This is a genomic window from Streptomyces sp. NPDC006487, from assembly GCF_042870555.1.
In the GTDB taxonomy this organism is placed as follows: domain Bacteria; phylum Actinomycetota; class Actinomycetes; order Streptomycetales; family Streptomycetaceae; genus Streptomyces.
Genome location: NZ_JBIAHN010000010.1, coordinates 17,888 through 34,378 on the forward strand (window position 1 = coordinate 17,888; position 16,491 = coordinate 34,378).

The 16,491-nt window shown below is 71.2% G+C and carries 13 protein-coding genes; 6 read left to right on the plus strand and 7 right to left on the minus strand.

All coding sequences use genetic code 11. The annotated features are described in order from the left end of the window. The first annotated feature begins 14 nt into the window (after positions 1 to 14). The 4 genes from ACFYM0_RS18395 to ACFYM0_RS18410 are packed head-to-tail and all read left to right on the plus strand — an operon-like array spanning position 15 to position 6,689. Positions 15 to 1,337: a glycosyltransferase gene (locus ACFYM0_RS18395; protein WP_388502426.1), complete on the plus strand. Its 1,323-nt coding sequence runs from the start codon at positions 15 to 17 to the stop codon at positions 1,335 to 1,337. Beyond that, positions 1,334 to 3,055 carry an ArnT family glycosyltransferase gene (locus ACFYM0_RS18400; protein WP_388502429.1) on the plus strand — a complete coding sequence of 574 codons (1,722 nt, stop codon included), beginning with the start codon at positions 1,334 to 1,336 and terminating at the stop codon, positions 3,053 to 3,055. The genes ACFYM0_RS18395 and ACFYM0_RS18400 overlap by 4 nt, the downstream gene beginning before the upstream one ends. Positions 3,056 to 3,061: 6 nt before the next feature. Further along, the gene (locus ACFYM0_RS18405) at positions 3,062 to 4,246 is read left to right on the plus strand and encodes a glycosyltransferase (protein ID WP_388502431.1); all 1,185 of its coding nucleotides are present in this window, start codon (positions 3,062 to 3,064) and stop codon (positions 4,244 to 4,246) included. 22 nt (positions 4,247 to 4,268) lie between these two features. After that, on the plus strand, positions 4,269 to 6,689 hold the full coding sequence (locus tag ACFYM0_RS18410) for a galactose oxidase-like domain-containing protein (RefSeq protein WP_388502433.1): 2,421 nt from the start codon (positions 4,269 to 4,271) through the stop codon (positions 6,687 to 6,689). A gap of 83 nt (positions 6,690 to 6,772) precedes the next feature. Here the strand turns inward: ACFYM0_RS18410 and ACFYM0_RS18415 are convergent, their stop codons facing one another. Both ACFYM0_RS18415 and ACFYM0_RS18420 read right to left on the minus strand, forming a co-directional pair. Beyond that, positions 6,773 to 7,213 carry a nitroreductase/quinone reductase family protein gene (locus ACFYM0_RS18415; RefSeq protein WP_388502436.1) on the minus strand — a complete coding sequence of 147 codons (441 nt, stop codon included), beginning with the start codon at positions 7,211 to 7,213 and terminating at the stop codon, positions 6,773 to 6,775. Between the two features lie 10 nt (positions 7,214 to 7,223). Then, positions 7,224 to 7,910, minus strand: a complete 687-nt coding sequence (locus tag ACFYM0_RS18420; RefSeq protein WP_388502439.1) for a hemolysin III family protein — start codon at positions 7,908 to 7,910, stop codon at positions 7,224 to 7,226. A gap of 220 nt (positions 7,911 to 8,130) precedes the next feature. Between ACFYM0_RS18420 and ACFYM0_RS18425 the strand changes: the two genes are divergently transcribed. Continuing rightward, positions 8,131 to 9,972, plus strand: a complete 1,842-nt coding sequence (locus ACFYM0_RS18425; RefSeq protein WP_388502442.1) for a phosphoenolpyruvate carboxykinase (GTP) — start codon at positions 8,131 to 8,133, stop codon at positions 9,970 to 9,972. Between the two features lie 76 nt (positions 9,973 to 10,048). Here ACFYM0_RS18425 and ACFYM0_RS18430 read toward each other — a convergent pair whose 3' ends face one another. The 4 genes from ACFYM0_RS18430 to ACFYM0_RS18445 are packed head-to-tail and all read right to left on the minus strand — an operon-like array spanning position 10,049 to position 14,568. After that, entirely contained in the window at positions 10,049 to 10,669 is a 621-nt protein-coding gene (locus ACFYM0_RS18430; protein WP_388502444.1) for a hypothetical protein, read from the minus strand. After that, the gene (locus ACFYM0_RS18435; protein WP_388502446.1) at positions 10,656 to 12,284 is read right to left on the minus strand and encodes a substrate-binding domain-containing protein; all 1,629 of its coding nucleotides are present in this window, start codon (positions 12,282 to 12,284) and stop codon (positions 10,656 to 10,658) included. The genes ACFYM0_RS18430 and ACFYM0_RS18435 overlap by 14 nt, the downstream gene beginning before the upstream one ends. Next, on the minus strand, positions 12,281 to 13,474 hold the full coding sequence (locus ACFYM0_RS18440; RefSeq protein WP_388502449.1) for a toxic anion resistance protein: 1,194 nt from the start codon (positions 13,472 to 13,474) through the stop codon (positions 12,281 to 12,283). The genes ACFYM0_RS18435 and ACFYM0_RS18440 overlap by 4 nt, the downstream gene beginning before the upstream one ends. A 14-nt stretch (positions 13,475 to 13,488) precedes the next feature. Next, positions 13,489 to 14,568: a hypothetical protein gene (locus ACFYM0_RS18445; RefSeq protein ID WP_388502452.1), complete on the minus strand. Its 1,080-nt coding sequence runs from the start codon at positions 14,566 to 14,568 to the stop codon at positions 13,489 to 13,491. 143 nt (positions 14,569 to 14,711) lie between these two features. Between ACFYM0_RS18445 and ACFYM0_RS18450 the strand changes: the two genes are divergently transcribed. Then, positions 14,712 to 15,416, plus strand: a complete 705-nt coding sequence (locus ACFYM0_RS18450; protein ID WP_388502454.1) for a hypothetical protein — start codon at positions 14,712 to 14,714, stop codon at positions 15,414 to 15,416. 600 nt (positions 15,417 to 16,016) lie between these two features. Here ACFYM0_RS18450 and ACFYM0_RS18455 read toward each other — a convergent pair. Continuing rightward, positions 16,017 to 16,415, minus strand: coding sequence for a hypothetical protein (locus ACFYM0_RS18455; RefSeq protein WP_388502457.1), 399 nt, complete (start codon positions 16,413 to 16,415; stop codon positions 16,017 to 16,019). Positions 16,416 to 16,491 lie beyond the last annotated feature (76 nt).

Here is a 16,491-nt window from a genome sequence, read left to right on the forward strand (position 1 = left end):
CTGTGGGGGACGCTTTGTTCATATCCGTGTTCATTTGTGTCGTATCGCTCGCACTCTTCTGGATGGCCGCGTTCACGCTCTGGTGGCAGATGCACGCCTGGCGGACGCCCGAGACGCTCGCCTCGACACGGTTCGACCGCCCCGACGGCGGCGGCCGGCTGGCCTTCTCCCTGCTCCTGCCCGCCCGCCACGAGCAGGCGGTGCTGGAGCACACCATCGAGCGGCTCCTGGAATCGAGCCACCGTGACTACGAGATCATCGTGATCGTCGGCCACGACGACCCCGGGACCGCGGAGGTGGCCGAACGTGCGGCCGCCCGCGCGCCCGGTCTCGTACGGGTCGTCACCGACCACCACGAGGTCAAGAACAAGCCGAAGGCCCTCAACACCGCCCTCCCGCACTGCCGGGGCGACATCGTCGGGGTCTTCGACGCCGAGGACCAGGTCCATCCCGAGCTGCTGTCCCACGTGGACCACGCCTTCCGCGCCACCGGCGCCGACGTGGTCCAGGGCGGGGTCCAGCTCATCAACTTCCACTCCAGCTGGTACAGCCTGCGCAACTGCCTGGAGTACTTCTTCTGGTTCCGTTCCCGGCTGCACCTGCACGCCGAGAAGGGCTTCATCCCGCTCGGCGGCAACACCGTCTTCGTGCGCACCGAGGTGCTGCGCGAGGCCGGCGGCTGGGATCCGAACTGCCTCGCCGAGGACTGCGACCTGGGCGTACGGCTGTCCTCCGTCGGCAAGAAGGTGGTCGTCGCCTACGACTCCGACATGGTGACCCGCGAGGAGACACCGGGGTCCCTGGTCAGCCTGCTCAAGCAGCGCACCCGCTGGAACCAGGGCTTCCTCCAGGTCTACCGCAAGAAGGACTGGCAGCAGCTGCCCGGCCGCGGTCAGCGCTGGCTGGCCCGCTACACGCTGATGACCCCGTTCATGCAGGCCACTTCCGGGGTGGTCATCCCGGTGAACTTCGCCGTCGCCGTCTTCCTCGACGTGCCGGTCGGCGTCGCGATCGTCACCTTCCTGCCGATGATCACCGCGATGGTGACCTTCGTCTTCGAAGTGGTCGGTCTGCACGACTTCGGCCGCCAGTACGGGCTGCGGGTGCGCTTCACGCACTACGTCAAGCTCGTGGTCGGCGGCCCGTTCTACCAGGTGATGCTGGCCGGCGCCGCGATCCGCGCGGTCTGGCGCGAGCAGCGCGGCCGCAACGAGTGGGAGCTCACCAGCCACACCGGAGCCCACCTCGCGACGGCGACCGCGACGGGGTCCGTGACCGCGTCCGGTGAAGCCCCGAGCAGCCCGAACACCCTCACCCGAGAGGACAGCCCCCGGTGACCGCCACCCTGCCCACGGCCACTGATGCCGCGCCCGGTTCGACCGCCACCGCGCCTGCCACCTCCACCGATGCCGCCCTCATCCCGCGTCAGCGAACCGGCGGACTCGGGGTCCGCCCGCCCGCGCCGGTCCGCCCGCTCGTCCGGTTCCGTTCCTCGCGCCCCGACCTGCTGCTGTGCGGGGCGCTGCTGCTCGCGATCCTGCTCGTGCAGGGCTGGAACATCACCAACTTCCCGACCCTCAGCGACGACGAGGGCACCTACCTCGCGCAGGCCTGGGCCGTCCAGCAGGGCAAGGGGCTGGCCCACTACACCTACTGGTACGACCATCCCCCGCTCGGCTGGATCCAGATAGCGGGCCTGACCTACCTGCCGTCCCTGTTCGTACCCGACGCGATGACCGTCGCGCCGATGCGGTTCTCGATGCTCGCGGTCTCCGCCGCCAGCTCGGTCCTGCTGTACGTGCTCGCGCGCCGGCTCTGGCTTCCGCGCTGGGCGGCCGGGCTCGCCATGGGCCTGTTCGGCCTCTCCCCGCTCTCCGTCGTGCTGCAGCGGGAGATCTTCCTCGACAACATCGCCGTGATGTGGATGCTGCTGGCCTTCTGCCTCGCCGCGTCCCCCAGCCGGCATCTCTGGCACCACTTCGCCTCCGGACTGGCGGCCGCCACCGCCGTGCTGACCAAGGAGACGATGCTGGTGGTGCTCCCGGCGCTGCTGGTGACGATGTGGCGCCACAGTCACCGGGACACCCGCAAGTTCGCCGTCACCGGAGCCGTCACCGCCTGTGTGCTCATCGGGGTGACGTATCCCCTGTACGCGCTGCTCAATGCCGAGCTGCTGCCCGGCTCCGGCCACGTGTCCCTCATCGGCGGGATCGTCTACCAGATGGGCCGGGCCGGTTCCGGCTTCATCCTCGACCCCGGCTCCGGTTCGCACGGGGTCTTCGAGTCCTGGCTGTACTACGACACCGTGCTGCCGCTCGGCGGTCTGGCCGGCGCGGTGCTGCTCCTGGTCACCATCCGGTGGTCGGTCACGGCCCGGGCGCTCGCCGGTCCGGCGCTGGCCGTGGTCATCCTCGCCCTCGTCGCGCTGCGGCCCTCCGGCTACCTCCCGGCGATGTACGTGATCCAGGCGCTGCCGTTCCTGGCGCTGGTCCTCGCCGGTGGCGCGGCCAGCGTCACCCACGCCGTGCTGCGCCGCCGCCGCGCGCCGGGGGAGCGGCGGGCCCTGGCCTACGGGCGGTGGGCGCTGGTCGGCGTCCTGGCCGCCGCGGCGGCGGTGTACCTGGTCCCGCGCTGGTACGACGGCAACCGGACGGCGCTCACGGTCGACGCGAACGCTCCGTACCGGCAGGCCGCGGCCTGGCTCGGGCGCGAGGTGAGCGAGCCCGCCACGACCCGGGTGCTGGTCGACGACGCGCTGTGGCTGGACGCGGTCCACCACGGGTTCGATCCGGGGCTCGGGGCCATCTGGTTCTACAAGGCCGACCTGGACCCGGCGGTCACCAAGACCCTGCCGGGCGGCTGGCGGGACATCGACTACGTGGTCTCCTCGCCCACCGTCCGACGCGACGCGACGCAACTGCCCAATGTGAAAGCGGCGTTGGAGCATTCGACGGCGGTCGCCGTCTTCGGCGCGGGCGAGGACCGCATCGAGATCCGGCGCACCGACACCACGTCCCGCACCGACACCGCGACCCGCACCGTCAACGGGAGTTGATCCGGCATGAGCGAAGACCTGTGGGCTCCGCATGCCCCGCATGCCCCGCACCTGCCGGAGGCCGCCGTCGAGGCGCCCGCCCCGGGCAGCGTCACTCTCATCATCCCGACCTTCAACGAGGCGGGGAACATAGCCGAGTTGCTGCGCAGGCTGGCCCTGGCACTGCCCGCGCACCTGCCCTGCTCGGTGCTGTTCGTCGACGACTCCACGGACGACACCCCGGCCGTCATCGAGAAGGCCGCCCTGGAGTGCGCCTTCCCCGTGGCGGTCCTGCACCGCGAGAGCCCCGCCGGGGGGCTCGGCGGGGCGGTGGTGGAGGGGATCGCGCGGGCGGACACGGACTGGATCGTCGTCATGGACGCCGATCTCCAGCATCCGCCCCACCTGGTCCCCGAGCTCGTCGGGGAGGGGGAGCGCACCGGCGCCGACCTGGTCGTGGCCTCCCGGTACACCGCCGGGGGCAGCCGGGCCGGGCTCGCCGGGAGCTACCGGATCGCCGTATCGCGCGGAGCGACCTGGCTGACCAAGGGGCTCTTCCCGCGGACCCTGCACGGGATCAGCGATCCGATGAGCGGGTTCTTCGCGATGCGCCGCTCGGCCGTCACGCAGGAGGCGCTGAAGCCGCTGGGCTACAAGATCCTGCTGGAGCTGGCGGTGCGCTGCCGGCCGGCGCGGGTGGCCGAGGTGCCCTTCGTCTTCCAGGACCGCTTCTCGGGGGAGTCCAAGTCCACCGCCCGCGAGGGCCTGCGGTTCCTGACCCACCTCGCCTCGCTGCGGTCCGCGACCCCGCTGGCCCGCATGATCGGCTTCGGGCTGGTCGGGCTCTCCGGGTTCGTCCCGAACCTGGCCGCGCTGTGGATGCTCACGCACACCGGGCTGAACTACCTGCTCGCCGAGGTGGTGGCGAACCAGGCCGGGGTGCTGTGGAACTTCCTCCTCATCGAGACCCTGCTGTTCCGCGACCGGCGCCGCCACCGCCACTGGGCCGACCGGTTCGGGCGCTTCACGCTGCTGGCCAACGCCGATCTGCTGCTGCGGATCCCGCTGATAGCGGTGTTCGTCGGCAGCTGGGGCTTCGGCGTCCTGTCCGCGACCGCGCTCGCGCTGGTCGTCACCTTCGTCCTGCGTTTCGCGGCGACCGAGGCGCTCGTCTACCTCCCGCGCACAGCAGGCCGTACGCACACGAGTTGAGCCGCACGAAGGGATGCTCCCCATGCGAAGGACGATCCGGCGCAAGGCAGGGTGGCGGGCCGCTCTGCTGGCCGTCGGGGCGATGACCGCGGGCCTGCTGCTGACCGCACCGCAGCAGGCCACGGCCGGACCGCCCAACCTGCTCACCAACCCCGGTTTCGAGACCGCCGGCCCGGCCGGCTCCGACATGCCCGCCTGCTGGTCGAAATCCGGCTGGGGCGACAACGACTTCACCTTCGCCACCGTCGCCGGCGCGCACTCCGGCACCAAGGCGATGAAGGTCTCGCTCACCCGCCGGGTGGACGGCGACCGCAAGGCCCTGGTCACCGAGAATGGCACCTGCGCCCCGACGGTCGTACCGGGCCGGCAGTACGACCTTTCGGCCTGGTACAAGTCGAACACCCCGGACGTGTCGGTGACCGTGTTCCGCCACGACGCGACGGCCGGCTGGCAGTACTGGACCGACCTGCAGAATCCCCCGGTCAGTGCCGCGTGGGCGCGCACGGAGGTCCGTACACCGGTGGTCCCGCCGGGGACCGACAAGATCGCGTGGGGTCTGTCCGTCTACGGGGTGGGCACGCTCACCACCGACGACTACGCGCTGGAGGAGGTGGGCGCGGTCCCGCCGCAGCCCACCTGCACGGGCACGGCGACGGAGTGCGCGAAGGGCAAGTGGGAGGTGATCGCCGCCAAGAACCCGGTGCGCTCCATGCACGCCGTCGTGCTGAAGAACGGGAAGGTGCTGCTGATCGCGGGCTCGGGCAACGACATCGCCCAGTTCAACGCGGGCACCTTCACCTCCGCCGTCTACGACCCGGCGAACGGTTCGTTCAAGACGATCCCGACGCCCGTGGACATGTTCTGCTCCGGCCACGTGCAGCTGTCCGACGGCCGGGTGCTGGTGATGAGCGGCAACAAGGGTTATCCGTCGGCCGACGGCACGATCGGCTACCAGGGGCTGAAGGACTCGTACACCTTCGACCCGGCGACCGAGAAGTACACGAAGACCAACGACATGAACGGCGGGCACTGGTATCCGTCGGCGACGGTCCTCGGCAACGGTGACGTGATCTCCTTCGGCGGGCTGAAGGAGGACTCGACGGGCAATGTGACCGCGGAGAAGTTCTCGGCGGCGCAGAACAAGTGGCTGCCGATGAACGAGGTCAACCAGACCTGGTCGTACTGGGGCCTGTACCCGTCGATGATCCTCATGCAGGACGGCCGGCTCTTCTACTCGGGCAGCCACACCTTCGGCAACGGCACCCAGGGCACCGGCTCCTCCGTGTACGACTACGGCGCCAACACCATCACCGACGTGCCGGGCCTGCGCAACAAGGACCAGCGCGACGAGTCGGCGAGCGTGCTGCTGCCGCCGGCGCAGGACCAGCGGGTCCTGACCATCGGCGGCGGCAACAACGAGACCAACCCGGCGGCGAACCGGATCACCGACATCATCGACCTGAAGCAGCCGAGCCCCGCCTACACGGCCGGCCCGGACCTGCCGCAGGGTCTGGTCGACCAGGGCGCGGGAAAGCGCCCGCAGACCGGCGCCGAGGGCAAGATGTACGTGTCCGCGGTGCTGCTGCCGGACGGCAAGGTGCTGGAGACCGGCGGCGCCCTGCACGACCGGGCCGACCCGGTGTACGAGGCCTCGTTCTTCGACCCGGTGACCAACACCTACCAGCCGGGCCTGGCCACCGACCCGATCCCGCGGACGTACCACTCGGCGTCGTTCCTGATGCCGGACGGCCGCGTCATGTCGGTCGGGGACAACCCGGGCAACGGCACGTACAACCACAACGTGTCGATCTACACCCCGCCGTACCTCTTCAAGGGGGCGCGCCCTCAGATCACCTCGGTGATCGACAACCAGTGGGTGTACGGGGACACGCAGCGGATCACCGTCAACCGGGCGGTGGCCAAGGCGGAGCTGATCCGTCCGGCGGCGGTCACCCACTCCTCGGACCCGAACCAGCGGTTCGTGGACCTGCCGCTCACGGTCGTCAACGGCACCACCATCGACCTGAACGTCACCAGCAACCCGAACCTGGCCCCGCCCGGCTGGTACATGCTCTTCGCGGTCGACGCGAACGGCATCCCCTCGATCGCGCAGTGGGTGCACCTGGGCGGCCCCTCCGCTCTGGCGGCGACCGCCGAGCCCCCGACCGCGCACGAGCACACCTTCGCCAACGAGCTGGCGGCCCCGAAGAAGAACCCCGCGAAGCGGGATTCGGCCCCGGTGGCCCCGAGCGTGGCGGGCTGCGACCGGCACTACGGCACGGCCAACGTGTGCGTGCCCACGCGGTTCCCGGCGGAGGTGAAGGCGACGACGAAGGCCCGCTGTGACTGGCTGGCCGCCCACAAGTACCCGGCCCGCCTGAAGGTCAACGGCAGCGACCCGCTCCGCCTGGACCCGGACGGCGACGGGTACGCCTGCACGTAGGCGCACGTAGGCGCGGCCGGGTGCGCGCAGGCGCACGCAGGTGCGTGTCCCAGGGGCCGGGCCCCTGGGACGCGTTCCGTGGCTCAGGCCCGGCGGAGCCGGATCACCGGGATGTCCCTGTCCGTCCCCTGCTGGTACTCCTCGTACCGGGGGAACACGGAGAGCAGGAGGGGCCAGACCCTGGCCTTCTCCTCCGGGGGCAGCACGTCGGCCCGGGCCCGGAACCGCTCGCCCAGTACCCGTACGTGCACCTCGGGGTGGGCTTCGATGCTCGCGAACCACAAGGGGTGCCGGTCGGAGCCTCCGTTGGAGGCCACGATCAGCCGGCTGTCCCCGTCCTCGGCGTAGATGAGGACGGTGCGGTGCCAGCCGCCGCTGACCCGGCCCCGGTAGTCCAGCAGCAGGCAGGGCGAGCCGTTCATGTCGGTGTCCCGCGTGCCGCCCGACTCCTCGTACCGAACCGCTTGGTCGCGCACGTGCGGGTTGGGGCTGAGCTTCACGGCGGCCGGGTCGTAGTCGGGCATCTGGATTCCTCTAGTGCGAGTAGGCCGCCAGCGAGATGCCGACGTAGTGGGCGACGAAGGCGGCCAGGGTCAGGGAGTGGAAGACCTCGTGGAAGCCGAAGAAGCGGGGTGAGGGGTTGGGGCGCTTCATGCCGTAGATGACGCCGCCGACGCTGTAGAGCAGGCCGCCGACGATGACCAGGACCAGGACGGCGATGCCTCCGGTGCGCATGAAGTCGGGGAGGAAGAAGACCGCGGCCCAGCCCATGGCGATGTAGCAGGGGGTGTAGAGCCAGCGCGGGGCGCCGACCCAGAAGACGCGGAAGGCGATGCCGGCCGCGGCCGCGATCCAGACCGCCCACAGCAGGGTCCGCCCGGTCGAGTCGGGCAGCAGCAGGACGGTCAGCGGGGTGTAGGTGCCCGCGATGATCAGGAAGATGTTGGCGTGGTCGAGCCGCCGCAGGATGGCCTCGCCGCGCGGGCCCCACGTACCGCGGTGGTAGACGGCGCTGACTCCGAAGAGCAGGCACGCGGTGAGGACGTACACCCCGCACGCCACGCGGGCCCGGGTCGAATCGGTGAAGGCCATCAGGACGAGGCCGGCGACCACCACGGCGGGGAACATACCGGTGTGCAGCCAGCCGCGCATGAGCGGCTTGGCCTCCTGATCGGCGGGTTCGACCATCGGAGCGGCCACGGCAGCGGCGTCGGAAGTCATGCGGGCCATGCTACCTACGGGTGCGTAGGTTTCCGTTAGTGCGCTTTACGGAAGATTGACCGGAGTGGCGATGCTCACGTGAGAGGCCCCCTGGACATATGCGCACACGCACCGGATGATCAGATGAGTGCGGTCGACACCGGATGAGCGGAGCGCGAAGCGTCCGGGTCGCGGCCCCCACGGGGCAATCACAAATCAAACCCCTCAACAAGGAGCGATCGTGGCGCGCGACATCGCGGCTGGCACCACTTCCGACGTCCCCACCAAGCACCAGGATCTCGTGTCCTGGGTCGGTGACATCGCAGCCCTCACCCAGCCTGACCGCATCGTCTGGTGTGACGGCTCGGAGGCCGAGTACGAGGCCCTCTGTGAGGAGCTCGTCTCCCAGGGCACCTTCAAGAAGCTGGACCCGGCCAAGCGCCCGAACTCGTACTACGCCGCCTCCGACCCCTCCGACGTCGCGCGCGTCGAGGACCGGACCTTCATCTGCTCCGAGAAGGAGGAGGACGCGGGCCCGACCAACCACTGGAAGGCCCCTTCCGAGATGAAAGAGCTCTTCGCGGGCAAGGGCGAAGAAGGCGGCATCTTCCGCGGCTCCATGAAGGGCCGCACGATGTACGTCGTCCCCTTCTGCATGGGCCCCCTCGGCTCCGAGCTCTCCGCCATCGGCGTCGAGATCACCGACTCCGCCTACGTCGCGGTCGCCATGCGCACCATGACCCGCATGGGCCAGGCAGTCCTCGACGAGCTCGGCACCGACGGGTTCTTCGTCAAGGCCGTCCACACCCTCGGCGCTCCGCTCGCCGAGGGCCAGGCCGACGTGCCGTGGCCGTGCAACACCACCAAGTACATCTCGCACTTCCCCGAGACCCGCGAGATCTGGTCCTACGGATCGGGCTACGGCGGCAACGCCCTGCTCGGCAAGAAGTGCTACGCCCTGCGCATCGCGTCCGTCATGGCCCGCGACGAGGGCTGGCTCGCCGAGCACATGCTGATCCTCAAGCTCACCCCGCCGCAGGGCGAGTCGAAGTACATCGCCGCGGCCTTCCCGTCCGCCTGTGGCAAGACGAACCTGGCGATGCTGGAGCCGACCATCCCCGGCTGGACCGTCGAGACCGTCGGCGACGACATCGCCTGGATGCGCTTCGGCGAGGACGGCCGTCTCTACGCGATCAACCCCGAGGCCGGCTTCTTCGGCGTCGCCCCCGGCACCGGCGAGCACACCAACGCCAACGCCATGAAGACCATGTACGCGAACACCGTCTTCACCAACGTCGCGCTCACCCCCGACGGCTCCGACGTCTGGTGGGAGGGCATGACCGAAGAGGCGCCCGCCCGGCTGATCGACTGGAAGGGCAACGACTGGACCCCGGAGAGCGACACCCCGGCGGCCCACCCGAACGCCCGCTTCGCCGTCCCCGCCTCGCAGTGCCCGACGATCGCCGCCGAGTGGGAGGACCCCAAGGGCGTCCCGATCTCCGCGATCCTCTTCGGCGGCCGCCGCGCCTCCGCCGTGCCGCTGGTCACCGAGTCCTTCGACTGGAACCACGGCGTCTTCATCGGCTCGAACATCGCCTCCGAGAAGACCGCCGCCGCCGAGGGCAAGGTCGGCGAGCTGCGCCGCGACCCCTTCGCCATGCTGCCGTTCTGCGGCTACAACATGGGCGACTACATGGGTCACTGGGTCGACGTGGCCAAGGACAAGGACCAGGCCAAGCTCCCGAAGATCTACTACGTGAACTGGTTCCGCAAGAACGACGCGGGCAAGTTCGTGTGGCCCGGCTTCGGCGAGAACAGCCGCGTCCTGAAGTGGATCGTCGAGCGCCTCGACGGCACCGCCGAGGGCGTGGAGACCCCGATCGGCATCCTGCCGACCGTCGCCTCCCTGGACACCGACGGCCTGGACCTCCCGGCCGCCGACCTGGAGTTCCTGCTCACGGTCGACAAGGAGGTCTGGCGCGACGAGGCCTCGCTGGTCCCCGCCCACCTGAACACCTACGGCGACCACACGCCGAAGGAGCTGTGGGACCAGTACGAAGCGCTCGTCGAGCGCCTGGGCTGATCCTGCCGGTTCCTGCCCCCACCGAACTCCTGCGGCCGGCTGTCCCCGGCCGCGGGTTGACGCGGGATTCCCCGACTCAGGATTCCCTGCGACCTTCCAAATAGGTCGTGTGCGTCTGCTGACGGCGGGCCTCCGTTTCACGGAGGTCCGCCGTCATGCGTTCCGCTTCCTCCCGCAGCAGCGTCAGCTGCCGCTCCAGGTGACGCTCGGGCGATTCGCCGCCCGCCGTGAGCCGGGTCCACCAGCGGGTCCGGTTGTAGGTGTCCACGCACTCCGGCACGTCCGTGCGGATGGCCCGGGTCAGCGCGTGCACCGCCTCCGGGTCGGCGGCCAGCACCCCCGCCACCCAGCCCGGCTCCAGCATCGCCGCGTACAGCCCCAGCAGCCCGGTCAGCACCCCGGCGGGCTCCGACGGCAGGTCCACCTCGCCGACGTACTCCCGGAGCCGCGCGAAGTCCTCCCGTACGAAACCCAGCTGCTCGGCGGGCTCCGGCGGCACCGGCGGGGCCGGCAGGTCCGGCGGGGCGACGAGCGCGCCCGCCCCGTACAGCCCGGCGACCACCACCGGCCAGTACGTGCCGGCCACCCCGGTGAGGGTCAGGCCCACCCCGACCACGCCGCAGGCGCTGCCGGCCAGGTTCTTCCTCGACTCGAGGTACGCGAGGAGCCGCGCGCCGAGCGGCCTACTGGTAGCCACGGATCTCCTCGAAGGCTCCGTCCAGCGAACCGTTCCCGTCGGTGGCGTCGAAGAGCCGCCCGCCGGTCAGTTCGGTGATGTGGGCGAGTTCCTTGCGGTCCGAGTCGCCGAAGAGCACCGCGAAGACCGGGGTGTGCTTCCGCGCCTCGGGCAGCCCCGCGAAGAAGGCGTCGAAGTGCTTGGCCCCGACGCCCGCGGTGTTCTCCCCGTCCGTCATCAGCACGATCGAGGTGAAGGCGTCGGCGTTGCCCTTGCCGAGCTCCTGGTACGCCGCCTCCAGACTGCTGTAGACGGCCGTGCCCCCCTCCGGTTGCAGCGCCTTCACGTCACCCCGGATCGCGTCCAGGGCGGGGCCGGGGTTGCCCGGCTCGACCGTGTGCGTCAGGACCTTCTTCACCTTGTCGCCGAAGGGCACCAGCGTGACTTCCTCCCGGTCCCGGAACCGCTCCCCGGTGCCCGAACTCCCGGTCCCCGTCAGGTCGGTGAGCGCCGACTTCAGCCGGCCGATCCGGTCCTCCTCGGCCATCGACCCCGAGGTGTCCAGGACGTACACCGTGCGAGAGGGCCGGCGCAGCTCGTTCTCGTAGCTGGCCAGCAGCCCGTCCGCCACCGACCGGGTGCCCGGAAAGGGCAGCTCCCGCCGCTTGTCCGGGTCCAGCCCGGCCGCCGGGGTCACCCCGGCCGCGACGGGCCGCCGGAAGGTCTTCTGGGTGATCGCCTTCTGTGCCTCGGTGCCGCGCAGGTACTCGGTCAGCACGCGCCCCGACTCGCGGGCCCCGGCCGGGGCCGAGGTCAGCAGGGTCAGCGGGTAGTGGGCCGTGACCACGCCGTCGAGCGGCCGGATCACCGTCAGGTCCGTCTTCGCGTCCCGGTTCATGGACAGCAGCACCGACTCGTAGTTCACCAGCGCGTCCACGTTCCCGCGCTGGGAGTACGCCGTCGCCAGCCAGCCCGAGGATCCCGAGGTCAGCTGCTGCCCGGTGAAGAACTCCTTCAGCTTCGGCTGGGCCTTCGCCACGTCCGCGTCGGTCAGCGCCGCCTGCGCGCCCGAGAGCCCGGAGGCCACCGAAACCAGTGCGGAGAAACCGGAGTTGGAGCGCACCGGGTCGGTCATCCCGTACGTCAGCTTCCCGCCGGCCACGGCCTCGTGGACCGCCGACCAGGTCACCGACCCGGGCTTCCACCCCAGCCGGGCCAGCGCCTCGGGCTTCACGCCGAGGGCGACCGGCGAGGACATCACCGGGGTCTCGCTCGACAGCTTGCCCGCGGCCTCGGGCCGCAGCCGCAGGTAGTCGTTGGAGGAGAGCCAGACGGCGTCGTACCTGCCGTCGGCCTTGCCCGAGGCGATCTGCTCCACCGCGTCGAGGGTGCCCGACATGGTCAGCTCCACGCCGATCCCGGTGGCGGCCTTCGCGGCCTTCAGCACCTCGTCCATGTCGGACAGCTCGCTGGAGGCCAGGACGCGCAGCGTGCCCTCCTGGTACGCGGTCTGCTTCGGCTTCGGCCGGTCGGACTGCTCCGTGCACGCGCTCGCCCCGAGCAGGGTGGCCGCGAGCGCCACCGCCGCGGCGAGCCGTCGGCGCAGCACGGCGCCGCGGATGCTCATGCCGTTCATCGGGCATCGCCGCCTTCCAGGGCGCTCGCGGTGCGGGTGCGCGCCAGGTACGCGGAGGCGTGCTGGAGTTCGCCGGTCAGGGACTCCACGGTGGCGGCCATGTTCTCGGTGGCCTGCACCTTGAAGGTGTCGATGGTGTCGAGCGTCTTGTAGATCTGGGCGAAGGCCGTCCGCAGCGTCTCCGCGCCGACCGCCGGGTCGGCGGCGATCCGCTGGATCTCCCCGCTCTGCGTGGACAGCATCTCCGCGTTGCCGCGGATCAGGCTCTCGGTGGTGTCGCGCAGGGTGTCGATCTGCTTGATGATCTGGCCCTGGGTGTTCAGCGCCTGCGCCAGCATCACGGCGATCCGCAGCGCGGACACCGTGGTGGTCGCGGCCCGGTCGACGCCCTTGATCAGCTCTTCGTTGTTGCGCCGGACCACGTCCATCGCCAGGTAGCCCTGCGCGCAGACGGCCAGCTGGGTCAGCAGGTCCTGGTGCTTCTGCCGTACGGGGAACAGCACGTCCACGCGCAGTGCGTCGGCCTGCTGCGGGTCGATCTGATCGGCGATCCGCTGCTCGACGGCCGAGTCCAGGGCCTCGGTGAGCACCGCGTACTCCTGGAGCTTGCCCATGGTCTCCCAGAGGCGGGCCCGCTCGGTGTGCAGGGCGGCGTTGTCGCGCCGCAGCTCGTCCTGGCCGCCGCGCAGCGCGCCGACGATCCGGTTGAGGGTGGCCTGCGAGGAGGCGTACTTGGCCACGTGGTCGCGGAACTTGTTGCCGCCGGGCAGCTTGGAGATGAGCTTGCGCACCCCCCTGCCTGAGCCAGTGGAGCCATCGCTCGGGTCCAGGTCCTCCACGGTGCGGCGCAGTTCGACCAGGGAGCCCGCGACGCGGGCCTGGGCGTCGCCGCCGCCGTCCGTGCCGAGGGAGCGTACGGCCCGCTCCAGCATGCGGTTGGACTGCTGGGCGGCGCCGCGGATGTCCGCGGAGCCGAGGCCGGCGATCTCCCCGATGCGGTTCGCGAACTCGGGGGAGCGGCTGTCGATGCCGGCGAGCGAGCCGACGTACTCCCCGGCCCGGCGGGCCATCTCCTCGCGCACCCCGTCCTGGAGCGGCACCAGGCCGGAGGCCTGCTCCCGCTTGACGGGGGCCACGGGCTCGGGGGCGGTGAGGACGAGCGGGCCGTCCTCGGGCGGTGTCAGTGTCATGGTGTTGTTGCCCCCTATCCCTTGGCGCGCGCGGCCAGCGCCATCAGGACCTTGACGGTCGGTGCGCCGACCTGGCGGATGCCGGTCAGCCCCGAGTTGAGGTACGCGGTGTGCGGAGCGGTGGCGGCGGTGAACTCGGCCACGCCCTCCGTGGGACGGAACCCGTGGCGGACCGCGAGCGAGCGCAGCTTCGGGTCGGTGGCCAGCAGGGAGCCGAGCTCCTCGGCCTTGTCGCTGATCGGCACGAAGGTGTGTGGGGAGTTGACGGTGGTGTCGGGGTACAGCACCACCATGTCGCCCGGATCCTGCTTCTGCTGCAGCAGGTTTGCCACCTGGGACTCGTAGGCCAGGATGAGCGGTTCGCCGCTGCCGCTGATGAAGGCGCGGAAGGGGCCGTCCGTGCTCTGCTCGAGGGCGCCCTGGACGGAGATCAGCTTCTTCATCAGGGGCGCGGTCCGCTCGATGCCGGCATCGTCGGAGACGACGGTCGCGTTGTTGGCGACGTTCGAGGCGGTGGCGAGGAAGAGCGCGCCCGAGTTGGAGGTGGTGGGATCGGTGGTCTTGATGAAGACCGTGCCGCCCAGCTCGGGGTGGGCGCTGGTCCCGCCCTGGAGCTCCTGCCACGTCTCGGCCTCCCCGGAGGCCTTCAGGAAGGGGCCGAGGAGGAGGGTGCCGGTGTTCTTGCCGGTCATCTTCGCGAGGCCGTGGTCGCTGAGGACCTTGGCCGCGTTGGCGCGGGCGATGACGACGAGCGGGGAGAAGAAGGGCTTGGTGTTCTGTGCGCCCTTCACTCCGGCCGCAGCCTCGATCTCCGTGGCCGGTTCACTGCTGCTGGGGAAGGCGAAGTCGAATTCCTTCAGGGCGAGTTGGTCCATCGCCCAGGAGCCCGAGGTTTCGGTCTTCACGGTGTAGCCCTTGTCCGCAAGGGCCTTGACGACGTCGGGGTCGCGGAAGAACTCGGACTTCTCCGAACCGATGACGCCACGCACGGTCTTCGTTGCCGTGCCCTCCGGCTTCTTTCCCCCGATGGCGATGACGGCTATCACGCCGCCGACCAGGAGGACCGCCAGGGCGATTCCTAGGATGCGTCTCACGGGTGCAGAGTGCTCGCGGAAACCCACATTCCGCGCTGAGTTGGGTGAACGCGAGGTGACGAGGCGGTCCCACTTCGAAATGCTGTGTGGGCCCGTGGGTGCTGGTGACCGGGGCGGGCTGCCGGGAGGATCGTGTCATGGGCGTGAGCGCGTTGAAGTGGCAGGGCTGGCTGGTCGCCCTGGTGTTCGTGGCGGGACTGCTGGTCTTCGCCCCGCTGGGGCTGTACGTGTGGGCGGGCGGGCGGCCGGCGGTGCGGTCGGCGGAGGCCGCGCGGGAGGATGTACGGATCACCGGCTGCCGGATCGATCCGGCGAGCCGGCGCGTGGTGGCCTCGGTCGAGGCGGTCAACGGCTTCCCGGAGCAGGGTGCGTACGTCGTCACCGTGGAGTTCCGCGAACAGCCGCCCCCGGCCCGGGACGGCTCGGCGCGGCCCGCTTCCCCGGCCGGCCCGGCGGGACCCGCGGCTCCCGGTTCCCCGGACGGGGTGGGGCCGGCGGTGCCTGATTCCATGGACGGTCCGGCGGGACCCGCGGCTCCCGATACCCCGGACGGGGTGGGGCCCGCGGTGCCCGGTTCCCCGGCCGGCCCGGCGGGACCCGCGGCTCCCGGTTCCCCGGTCGTGCGGGGGCCGCAGGCGCTTGCGCGGATCCCGGGCGTGCCGGCGGCCGGGACGGAGCGGGGTGAGGTCGTCGGCCCGGTCTGGCCCCCGGCCGTGATCCCTTGGTGCGGCATCGCCGCTGCCGACTTTGCCCCGGACCCGCCCTTCGCCCTTTCCCTGGGGCTCCGCCCCAGACCCCACGCCTCAAACGCCGACGAGGCTGCATTTGCCGCTGCGCGGCACCTTTGACCCCGTCGGACACCTCCGGCCCGTCCGGCGGACATCCCCAGCCCGGTCGGTGTCCGAGGCGCGGGTCCGTGCGGGCATCCCTGGCCTCGTCGGCGTCCGAGGGGCGGTTCTGGGCGGGCATCCCTAGCCCGGTCGGCGTCTGGGGCGCGGGTCCGTGCGGGCATCCCTAGCCCGGTCGGCGTCTGGGGTGCGGGTCCCGGCGGGTGTCCCTAGTCCGGTCGGTGTCCGAGGCGCGGGTCCGTGCGGGCATCCCCAGCCTCGCCGGCGTTTGAGGCGCGGGTCCGGGCGGAGCCCGGGGAACGGGCGAAGGGTGGGTAGGGGACAGGCCCCGCAGGGCCCCGCCCCGCCCCACCGCGCCGGGGCAGCCTCAGGTAGGAGGGGGCGGCCCGCCGGGCGGACTCACTCGCCGGGCAGCCCCCCGGCGGGGCCGCCGGGCACGACCCCGGGCGACCATCTGCAGGGCAGGGCAGGGCAGGGCAGGGCAGGGCAGGGCAGGGCAGGGCAGGGCAGAGCCGTGCGGCGGGCGCGGCCGAGGGGGCGTTCGAGCCCCGCAGGGTGTGGCGCCCGGTCCGGAGCCTCCGCGGCCCCGGACCGGGGCCGTCAGTGGGCGCCGACGAGGTCGAGCGCGGCGGAGTGCGCGTCCATGCGCTCGGCGGCGAGGATCGCGACCGTGGTGTCGGCGCGGGACGCGGCGACGAGCAGGGCGCGGGCGGCGAGGTCGTGGGCGCGCTGGTGCAGCGAGGCGGCGGCCTCGGTGTCGGCCCCCCGGCCGGGCCGCTGAGGGGCTCGGGTGGGCTGGGCCCCGCGCAGGCGGGTCACCTGGGCCGCGACGGCGGCGGCAGCCTCGTCGAGGCCGAGCTCGTCGGTCACGGTGAGCAGCGCCGCGAGGTGTCCGGCGAGCTGGATGTCCAGGGCTTCGGCGCGGCTGCTGCGGGGGTAGTCGCTGCGGTGGACGCCTATGCGGGGGTCGACCGCCTTGGTGCGAATCGGCTCGTACATGGGAGTCCTCCTGCGTGGTCAGGGGGCCATCCTACATTGGATTGGTTCTAAAGTTGAGCTGAATCTTGCCTCACGT